The organism is Cupriavidus sp. 05N38, from assembly GCF_056397345.1.
Window position 1 is genome coordinate 24,593 of the sequence record NZ_JBFTNF010000094.1, and the last position, 6,000, is coordinate 30,592.

Genomic DNA, 6,000 nt, shown 5'->3' on the forward strand with positions numbered 1-6,000 from the left:
CGTTGGCCGACAACCCGGCCTGCTCACGCCCGATAGCTGGCCACACTCTGCGATTGGTATGGACCTCCACAATCGACGAAGCGCGGCCGCGTCGCAATATCGCGAAGGAAAAGACCGTGATTCGGAAATCGAATGATCCAGCTACAAGCCAATTTCGATGGGGAAAGTGGGCACGCGAAAGCGACGCGATATAGCGGTGCGCGCCGCAAATAGTGTTCATCACATTTGTCTGCGCAATGAACGCCGACCTACTCTTTGTCTATCGCAACCGCAAGTGGGGTTCGCATGCTGGGGCTACTCTGAATAAGGTGGGTGAACCGAGTCACGTAGACTGATCAGGAGCGTGTTCGAGCGGAAAGTGGCACCGTGAAGAGAATTCGCCATCACGTACCCTCGCTGGGGTGTGCTGGCGAGGCGCCCCTTTCGCCCTTTACGGGCGGACTGCTCCCATCAGATGCCCTCGACTCAGGTAACGATTGACCAGCGCTAGCGCCGTGAAGGAACGGCCGGCATACTTCTTCAGGCCGCGGTAGCTGACTTTGCAGCAGCTTCCAAGCGGCGGGATTGCTGCGCGACTCGCTTGCTCACTGATGTCGGACGATTGGCACAGCGCCTGACATAGCAGCGGACCAGAGCTTCATTGCACGCCGCCGACAAATTTCGGTGAGTGCCCATCTTGTAAAGGATTTCGACCTTGTTGAATATTTCCCTTTCTGATGGATTGAGGCTCGCAACGGGAGCGACGGGACTGTCCAAAGCCATTGGTGTTCGTGCAGTCCGAGTTGACGCGGGCCCATTTTGCCGCTGATACCTATGCCGAACGCTACGGCAAGTCGCTTGCGTTGTATTCTGAGGCCGGCATCTTGCGGGTCAACGCCAAAGACGCGGTGCGCGCGGTGAAGCTGAGAATAGAGAATCAACGCAGGCGCGAACGGCGTGCCGCCAGGTCGCTGAGTTGTCCGGCAAATAGCCTGCGCAGGGGGAGAGCGGCGAGCCTATGGCCGTCGAGGCAGCGCTCGAGCGGGCATTGATCGCTCGCTTTGGCACCGTGAACCGTGTGCCGAGACCGCTCCTGCGCAGTATCTTCCGCTCAGCGCAACGATCGAAACGCAGATCTTAGTTCTGCACTGAACAGCTCAGGCTCTTCCCATGCCGCAAAGTGACCGCCTTTGTCGACGCGGTTGTAGTAGATCAGGTTTGGATACGCTCGTGCCAGCCACTGCTTCGGCGGCCGGTAGACCTCCCCAGGGAAAACGGTTACTGCCACTGGAACGGTGATGGGGGCATTGTTTGCCGGGGCGACACTGGTTTCCCAGTATATCCGTCCGCTCGATGCACCCGTATTTGTGAGCCAGTAGAGGGATATGTTGTCAAGGATCGCGTCACGGCCTAGTGCCCGTTCCGGATCGCCACGCGAGAATACCCAGTCGGCCTGCTTGTCATAGATCCACGCTGCCAGCCCCGCCGGCGAATCGGCTAGGCCATAGCCGATGGTTTGCGGTCGCGTTTGCATGATGGCCGCGTAACCGAATCCCTTGTTGAGGAAATCCCTCGTCTCGTCGAACACCTGCCTTTCTTCGGAGGTCAGGCTTGCCGGCGCAGGGTCCCCGCTTTTTAGCGCCATAGCGATCGCCGGTGGCAACGTCGTGGCGCGCTCGATGCGGTTGACGTGGACGCCAAGCAGCCCTTCAGGTGCCAGACGGCCAAGAGCGTCGGAGATGATTGCGCCCCAGTCGCCTCCCTGCGAAACGTAGTGCGCGTATCCGAGCCGCTTCAGCAGAACGTCCCAAATTCGTGCGATGCGGCCTGGATTCCAGCCGGTGTCCGTGGGCTTCTGTGAAAAGCCGAAGCCGGGAATCGACGGAATCACAAGGTGGAACGCATCGCCCGCGCTGCCACCGTGCGCTGTGGGATCCGTCAGCGGACCAATGACGTTGAGCAACTCGAACACCGATCCTGGCCAGCCGTGTGTCATGATGAGCGGCAGCGCATTCTCATGGCGCGAGCGGACATGGATGAAATGAATGTCCAGGCCATCGATGCTTGTCAGGAACTGAGGCCAGGCATTGAGTTTTGCCTCGGCCTTTCGCCAGTCATAGCTCGTTGCCCAATAACGCATGAGCGGCTGAAGTTTTTCAAGCTGCACGCCCTGGGATCGATCGCCGATTGTTTCGTGATCGGGCCAGCGCATAGCGGCTAGGCGGCGGCGCAGATCGATGAGGGCCACTTGCGGGACGTGCGCGCGGAATGGGCGGATCGCATCTGACGCCACGCTATGYCCGGATTCTGCCTGCGCAGCGGTAACCAGGGTTGGGTAAAGCGTGGAGAGCGTTGCCGCCGCCACGCCGCCTAATAGAAGTGTTCGGCGCGACAGATTGGGAGCTTGACTGGATCCTTGCGTGTTCATGGGAATGCCTCCTTTAATGCGCTGCGGCTGATCCAGGTGGTTTGGCCGGCACTACCAGAGGCGCGCTCTTTTTGACGATGTAAGTTGCCAGTTCGGAGGCCTTGCCGCTGCCGACATTCCGCGCCGAATGGGCACTCCCGGCCGGAATGAACAGCGCGTCGCCGGCCTTCAGTGTGACAGGCGGCTTGTCGTCGAGTTGGTATTCCAGCGTACCTTGCAGAACATAGGCGAGTTCTTCCCCAGGGTGCGAATGTTTTGGTGCGAATGCGCCGGGGTCAAAGTCAACGCGTACCTGTACGCCCTCACGATCGGGCACGCTGAGGTCGCGCTGGACGAGATCGGTGCGGTGGACTCCAGGCGTTTGCGCTTGAGCCGTTGGTAAAAGGAAGCCACTGATAGCGATAAGCAGGGCCGAGGCGAAGAGTCGGGTCATTTTCATTGGCAGGTTTCCGTGATGAACGACGGATGGGATTCACGGGAAGGTCCGTGGCACGCATCGGCGAGAATCGACCAATGCGCGCGAAACAGGAGAGGGTTTCTTATCTTATGTGTCGTGCGGAATTCGACCGTCCTCAGACGATTCTGATTTCGACATCAATATTCCCGCGCGTGGCCTTGGAGTATGGGCAGAGCTGGTGTGCGGTATTTGCGACAGACTGGGCGACCTGGCGGTCAAGGCCCGGCAGGCTGACGTTGAGCCGCGCCGCCAGAAAGTAGGCGTCTCCGGTCAGGCCGAGATCCACTTCAGCCTCAACGGCCGCGTCGGCCGGAAGCGCGACCTTGGCCGCCCGTGCCGCTTTGGCGATTGCACCTAGGAAGCAAGCCGACCAACCGGCGCCCAGAAGCTGCTCCGGATTGGTACCGCTGCCGTCGCTGCCGGGTCCTGAAAGGTCGACGACCAGACGGTCGTCGGAACTGCGGGAATTGCCGTTGCGACCGCCGATAGTGCGGGTCTTGCCGGTGTAAATCACTTTGTCGATTTGATTGATCATCTCGGGATGTTCCAGGTTAAGGGTTGTTTGCCACGCGGAGTTCAGCGTCGTCAGGGGCGGCGCCTACGTGCCACGCGGAATGAGGGCGGCTGCGCGGGCCCGCTCGCGATGCGGGCTCACCGGAATGAGGCGCGAATTTCTTCTACGGTTTGCTGCGGGTCCTGCAGATGCGGGTAGTGCCCAATCCCGTGAAGAAGGCTGAACGGTGCATGGGCCTTCCCGGCGAACTCGATGCCCATTTCTTTCTTGATGTAGATGTCTTTTTCACCCCAAACCACCTTCACGGGCGTCTTGAGCCGGACCAGGTTTGACTCGAAATACTCCTGGTCCCGCGTGAAGTGTGAGTAGTAGTAGTAGAAAGCGTCCGCTGAGGTGATCTCCCCGTGGCCCCATCCGCGCGACATGTCGTCCTTGAGTTCGTCGGATAAGTCGAACTGCACTTCTCTGGGCAAGCCGCGCCTGTAGGCGTTCTGGAGAACATCCTCGCGATTTGCATTCAACTGAACACGAGCCCGCTCGGCGGAAGGTTGCGACTTCAGGATCTGCAGGCTCTCATACATGTATTGAGGTCTGTCGAACGGGGCGAAGTCGCCCACGATAATCGTCCTGGCAATGTCCGGTTCTTCGAGCGCCAGCAGAAGGGCCGGCAAGGCTCCGATATCCGTTGCGTAGATTGTGAGTTTTGACGTGTCGATGCCTGCCTTGCGGATGTAAGCCTTCAGGAGACGGGCATAGTCTCTCGGTGCATAGGAAAACTTGTCGGCCGTCGGTCGCGACGATAAACCGTAGCCGGGCCAATCGATGGCGTGTACTTCGTAGTCGTCGCCAAGAGCCAGGGCAATGTCCTTCCAGGCGTACAGGGTCTCCGGGAATCCATGCAGGAAAAGAACGGTTCCTTTCGGGCCAGAGTTGTGCACGACCATCCTTCTTAGCGAGATGTCCTTGTCGATATCGATGAATCCGATCTCGGCTTTCTGTACCTGCCTGTGGGAATCGTGGGCGCATCCCGACGCAATCAAAGCGCCAAGAACGAGCACGAAGGTAAGCATCCGCTGTGGGAATGGCTTGGACATGTCAGTGATCCTCGATGCGGGCCTGTCGGCTTAGTAAATCAAGCGATCGACCTGCGTTTGCAGACGCGGACCGAACAGGAGGATGGTAGGAATGACGATCACATAGCCGATGCCCCAGGAACGCAGCCACGTCAGGGCAAATCCTTCTGAGAAGCCGAGATTGAGAGCAAGGAGGACGAAGGAAATGATCCCGGTCGTCACAATTCCCATCGACAGGGCGAATACGACTTTCCGTTTCAGTTCGACGCGCATGGTTACTTCCCCTGGCAGATAAAATACCGAATGGTATATTTTTGGTCGAAAAAATCACGCCAGGTCGACGATGGTTTTTTCCACCGCCGACATCACGACCTTGCTGTAGCCGGCGTTGCCGGTGAGGCGAGAGATCATGATGGCGCCCTCAATCAAGGCAATCAGCGTGACGGCAGTCTGCTCGGCGTCGACGCCATTCCGGAACTCCTGCGAGGCAATCCCTGCCTTGATGACCGTGATAAGGTTCGCCTTCCAGCCCCGGAACGCCTCCATGGCCTTCTCGCGCAGGGCTGGGTGAGTGTCGTCGGCTTCAATGGCTGTGTTGAGCAGCGGGCATCCCCCCTCCGGGAAATCCTCAGGCAGGTTTTCGTACACGCCTGTCAATGCCAGCAGCTTCTCCTTGCTGGTTTCTCGCGTGGCCATGATGGCCCTGACTGCTTCCTGCGCCTGCTTCCAGTTGTGATCGAAAGCGGCAAGTGCTACCTCTTCCTTGTTGGCAAAGTTGCCGTAAACACTCCCCTTCGTCAGCCCGGTGGCCTCCGCCATGTCGGCCAGGGACGTACCCGCATAGCCCTTGACGTTGAAGAGCGGTGCTGTCTTCTCGACGATGAACTGACGGGTTCGCTGAGCTTTATTCATGGAGGCAAGAATATACCAATCGGTATTTTTGTCAAGGGCACCCGTGGATCCGATTGAGGTGATCTCTCCAGCTCCCGTGAACTACCGGAGGTCATAATGGGGCGGAAAGTGCACCCGTCGCAATGCGCCAGATGCGCGGTCCGCTTTCGTGGACGCTATTGCCGCTGGCATCCACGGCGACGACGACGGGCAGGTTCTCCACATCGAACTCGTAGATGGCTTCCATGCCGAGATCGCCAAACGCAAGGACGCGAGAGGACCGGACCGCCCTGGAGATCAGATAGGCGGCGCCTCCGGTCGCCGCCAGATAGACGCAGCCGTTTTTCACGATCGCGCCGATCGCATCCGGTCCGCGCTCGGCCTTGCCGATCATGCCGATCAAGCCGGTGGACGCAAGCATGCGCTCCGCGAACTTGTCCATTCGTGTTGAGGTGGTCGGGCCGCAGGGGCCCACTACCTCATCACGCACAGGATCAACGGGCCCGACGTAATAGATCATGCGATTGCGGAAGTCCACTGGCAGGCGCTCGCCACGCGAGAGCATCCCGTCGATACGCTGGTGTGCGGCATCGCGTCCGGTCAGCATGCGCCCCGACAGGAGCAGGGTCTCGCCGGCTAGCCAGGTGCAGGTTTCCTC

At 59.4% G+C, this 6,000-nt stretch carries 7 protein-coding genes and 1 pseudogene; all 8 read right to left on the bottom strand.

Annotated features, from left to right (window positions below; translation table 11 throughout):
* Window positions 1-430 precede the first annotated feature (430 nt).
* Window positions 431-541 (bottom strand): annotated as a pseudogene (locus AC1DK4_RS37375) (IS5/IS1182 family transposase); the annotation flags it as partial.
* A 549-nt stretch (window positions 542-1,090) separates the two neighbouring features.
* Entirely contained in the window at window positions 1,091-2,407 is a 1,317-nt protein-coding gene (locus AC1DK4_RS37380; RefSeq protein ID WP_441623528.1) for an epoxide hydrolase family protein, read from the bottom strand.
* Between the two features lie 13 nt (window positions 2,408-2,420).
* Window positions 2,421-2,846, bottom strand: a complete 426-nt coding sequence (locus tag AC1DK4_RS37385) for a cupin domain-containing protein (RefSeq protein ID WP_441623530.1) — start codon at window positions 2,844-2,846, stop codon at window positions 2,421-2,423.
* Window positions 2,847-2,979: 133 nt separating this feature from the next.
* Window positions 2,980-3,396, bottom strand: a complete 417-nt coding sequence (locus AC1DK4_RS37390; RefSeq protein WP_441623540.1) for an Ohr family peroxiredoxin — start codon at window positions 3,394-3,396, stop codon at window positions 2,980-2,982.
* Window positions 3,397-3,515: 119 nt separating this feature from the next.
* Window positions 3,516-4,472 carry an alpha/beta fold hydrolase gene (locus tag AC1DK4_RS37395; protein WP_441623532.1) on the bottom strand — a complete coding sequence of 319 codons (957 nt, stop codon included), beginning with the start codon at window positions 4,470-4,472 and terminating at the stop codon, window positions 3,516-3,518.
* Between the two features lie 30 nt (window positions 4,473-4,502).
* On the bottom strand, window positions 4,503-4,724 hold the full coding sequence (locus tag AC1DK4_RS37400; RefSeq protein ID WP_441623534.1) for a DUF2798 domain-containing protein: 222 nt from the start codon (window positions 4,722-4,724) through the stop codon (window positions 4,503-4,505).
* Window positions 4,725-4,778: 54 nt separating this feature from the next.
* Window positions 4,779-5,363 (bottom strand): TetR/AcrR family transcriptional regulator, encoded by a 585-nt coding sequence (locus tag AC1DK4_RS37405; protein ID WP_441623536.1) that lies wholly within the window; start codon window positions 5,361-5,363, stop codon window positions 4,779-4,781.
* Window positions 5,364-5,454: 91 nt separating this feature from the next.
* Window positions 5,455-6,000: FumA C-terminus/TtdB family hydratase beta subunit (locus AC1DK4_RS37410; RefSeq protein ID WP_477132146.1), on the bottom strand; the 546-nt coding region annotated here is incomplete at its 5' end.

Excerpts from the sequence above, each read along its gene's own strand:
- AC1DK4_RS37385 (WP_441623530.1), bottom strand. The coding sequence starts at position 2,846 with ATGAAAATGACCCGACTCTTCGCCTCGGCCCTGCTTATCGCTATCAGT.
- AC1DK4_RS37400 (WP_441623534.1), bottom strand. The coding sequence starts at position 4,724 with ATGCGCGTCGAACTGAAACGGAAAGTCGTATTCGCCCTGTCGATGGGA.
- AC1DK4_RS37405 (WP_441623536.1), bottom strand. The coding sequence starts at position 5,363 with ATGAATAAAGCTCAGCGAACCCGTCAGTTCATCGTCGAGAAGACAGCA.
- AC1DK4_RS37395 (WP_441623532.1), bottom strand. The coding sequence starts at position 4,472 with ATGTCCAAGCCATTCCCACAGCGGATGCTTACCTTCGTGCTCGTTCTT.